Source organism: Arthrobacter sp. MP_M4, assembly GCF_035984855.1.
Classification (GTDB): domain Bacteria; phylum Actinomycetota; class Actinomycetes; order Actinomycetales; family Micrococcaceae; genus Arthrobacter.
Genome location: NZ_JAXCHX010000055.1, coordinates 1 through 3,169, shown reverse-complemented (window position 1 = coordinate 3,169; position 3,169 = coordinate 1). Strand labels below are relative to the sequence as shown.

2 protein-coding genes are annotated in these 3,169 nt (G+C 63.7%); both read right to left on the bottom strand.

From position 1 onward, the window contains the following. Nucleotides 1–125 precede the first annotated feature (125 nt). Nucleotides 126–1,391, bottom strand: coding sequence for an IS110 family transposase (locus tag RCH15_RS18920; protein WP_326962194.1), 1,266 nt, complete (start codon nucleotides 1,389–1,391; stop codon nucleotides 126–128). A 313-nt stretch (nucleotides 1,392–1,704) separates the two neighbouring features. Next, nucleotides 1,705–2,970, bottom strand: a complete 1,266-nt coding sequence (locus RCH15_RS18915; protein WP_326962193.1) for an IS110 family transposase — start codon at nucleotides 2,968–2,970, stop codon at nucleotides 1,705–1,707. Nucleotides 2,971–3,169: the final 199 nt, after the last annotated feature.

The window sequence follows — 3,169 nt, the reverse complement described above, 5'->3', positions numbered from 1 at the left end:
GGGGGGGTGTCCCTATGTTCTTTGTCAAGCTGGTTGGGTGGTTTTCGGAGATTGGGGTTTGCCGGGTTTTTGGGCAGGAGGGAGTGGTCGGTGGCGCGTGGTCGGCCGGCTGCTGGGCTGGTTGTTTAGGCGGCTTTGACCGCGGGTGCCTCGTAGAGCACTCCGTCGCGCAGCATCGCGAACAGTACATCGCAGCGGCGTCTGGCGAGGGCGATCAGGGCCTGATTATGCCGTTTGCCTTGGGCTCGTTTGCGGTCGTAGTACGCCCGTGAGACGGGGTCTTTCAGGGCCGCGAATGCGGAGAGGAAGAACGCCCGTTTGAGGATCTTGTTGCCCTTTTTTGAGGAGTGGTCTCCACGGATCGAGGTACCGGATCGCCACGTCACCGGCGCGAGTCCGGCGTAGGATCCCAGATGCCCGGCGGTCTTGAATTCCTTGCCGGCAACCTCGGTAATGATCCGTGCTGCCGTCCTGACGCCGACCGCCGGTAGGGACGTCAGGAGTTCGTGAAGAGGGTGGGCCTCCACGATGGCTTCAACCTGGGTCAGGACCTCGGCACGGGAGGTGCGTAGTTGGGTCAGCTGCGCGGCGAGTTGGGGCAACACGACGCCGGCGGCACCAGTGCCGGCCACGACTACGCTCTGCTCACCCAGAGCGGTGAAGATCTCTTCTGCCCAGCGCCTGCCGGCCCGCGGCGCGGACTTGGACATGAACGCGGCGACCCGGCTCTGGCCAGCCCGGCGCAGAGCCTCAGGGGCCGGGTATTTCCGCAGCAGTTCGGCCATTACGGGGTGGTCCAGGTGCGGACCGATGGCCCGCTCCAAGGCCGGGTGGATCTGCGTGAGGAGCCCGCGGATCCGGTTCGAGGCGGCGGTGGCCTGCTTGGCCAGGTCGTCGTCAAAACCGCAGAGCATCGACAGCTCTGCGGCCTGTTCATCGGCGACGGCAATCGAGCGCAGCGTGTGCGGCATGCTCCGGGCGGCCTCAGCAATGATGTAAGCGTCTCGGGCATCCGTCTTGGCCTCACCGGGGTGCAGGTCGGCGATGCGGCGCATCGCTAGGCCCGGCAGGTAACCGACGAGGATACCGGCATTCTGCGCCACAGCGACCGGCAGTGCACCGATGGTGGCCGGCTGGTCCACGACGAGTAAAAGCGTGCCGTGCTTGGTGAGACTGTCGATGATCGCCCGCAGTTCCGCCTCGTCTTGCGGCAGTGCCTTATCGAGCAGTTTCTTGCCGTTCCTGTCCAACGCCACCGCGTGGTGGTTGGACTTACCGACATCGACGCCGATAAACACATCGACGAGTTCGTGATCCTTAATCACTACTACCTCCAGAGGTGAAACCCAATGAGACCGTGCTGGTCTGTCTGCGGCCCCAGAGCTCGGCATCCACGTTACGGCCGACCTACCACGATGGTGTCTGCAGCTGGTCCGGTCCCCATTAGCGATCCTCTGGCGCCTATCGAACCCCGGTGACAACACCCCCCGGATCATACATTCGACTGGGGGACTCAATCATGCCAGGAGCGACAGGCCAGCAACCCCGATTCTTGCTCGTTTAGGGGCTATAAGAAAGGTAACGGGTGTCCCTATGTTCTTTGTCAAGCTGGTTGGGTGGTTTTCGGAGATTGGGGTTTGCCGGGTTTTTGGGCAGGAGGGAGTGGTCGGTGGCGCGTGGTCGGCCGGCTGCTGGGCTGGTTGTTTAGGCGGCTTTGACCGCGGGTGCCTCGTAGAGCACTCCGTCGCGCAGCATCGCGAACAGTACATCGCAGCGGCGTCTGGCGAGGGCGATCAGGGCCTGATTATGCCGTTTGCCTTGGGCTCGTTTGCGGTCGTAGTACGCCCGTGAGACGGGGTCTTTCAGGGCCGCGAATGCGGAGAGGAAGAACGCCCGTTTGAGGATCTTGTTGCCCTTTTTTGAGGAGTGGTCTCCACGGATCGAGGTACCGGATCGCCACGTCACCGGCGCGAGTCCGGCGTAGGATCCCAGATGCCCGGCGGTCTTGAATTCCTTGCCGGCAACCTCGGTAATGATCCGTGCTGCCGTCCTGACGCCGACCGCCGGTAGGGACGTCAGGAGTTCGTGAAGAGGGTGGGCCTCCACGATGGCTTCAACCTGGGTCAGGACCTCGGCACGGGAGGTGCGCAGTTGGGTCAGCTGCGCGGCGAGTTGGGGCAACACGACGCCGGCGGCACCAGTGCCGGCCACGACTACGCTCTGCTCACCCAGAGCGGTGAAGATCTCTTCTGCCCAGCGCCTGCCGGCCCGCGGCGCGGACTTGGACATGAACGCGGCGACCCGGCTCTGGCCAGCCCGGCGCAGAGCCTCAGGGGCCGGGTATTTCCGCAGCAGTTCGGCCATTACGGGGTGGTCCAGGTGCGGACCGATGGCCCGCTCCAAGGCCGGGTGGATCTGCGTGAGGAGCCCGCGGATCCGGTTCGAGGCGGCGGTGGCCTGCTTGGCCAGGTCGTCGTCAAAACCGCAGAGCATCGACAGCTCTGCGGCCTGTTCATCGGCGACGGCAATCGAGCGCAGCGTGTGCGGCATGCTCCGGGCGGCCTCAGCAATGATGTAAGCGTCTCGGGCATCCGTCTTGGCCTCACCGGGGTGCAGGTCGGCGATGCGGCGCATCGCTAGGCCCGGCAGGTAACCGACGAGGTTACCGGCATTCTGCGCCACAGCGACCGGCAGTGCACCGATGGTGGCCGGCTGGTCCACGACGAGTAAAAGCGTGCCGTGCTTGGTGAGACTGTCGATGATCGCCCGCAGTTCCGCCTCGTCTTGCGGCAGTGCCTTATCGAGCAGTTTCTTGCCGTTCCTGTCCAACGCCACCGCGTGGTGGTTGGACTTACCGACATCGACGCCGATAAACACATCGACGAGTTCGTGATCCTTAATCACTACTACCTCCAGAGGTGAAACCCAATGAGACCGTGCTGGTCTGTCTGCGGCCCCAGAGCTCGGCATCCACGTTACGGCCGACCTACCACGATGGTGTCTGCAGCTGGTCCGGTCCCCATTAGCGATCCTCTGGCGCCTATCGAACCCCGGTGACAACACCCCCCGGATCATACATTCGACTGGGGGACTCAATCATGCCAGGAGCGACAGGCCAGCAACCCCGATTCTTGCTCGTTTAGGGGCTATAAGAAAGGTAACGGGGGGG

Excerpts from the sequence above, each read along its gene's own strand:
- RCH15_RS18915 (WP_326962193.1), bottom strand. The coding sequence starts at position 2,970 with ATGCCGAGCTCTGGGGCCGCAGACAGACCAGCACGGTCTCATTGGGTT.
- RCH15_RS18920 (WP_326962194.1), bottom strand. The coding sequence starts at position 1,391 with ATGCCGAGCTCTGGGGCCGCAGACAGACCAGCACGGTCTCATTGGGTT.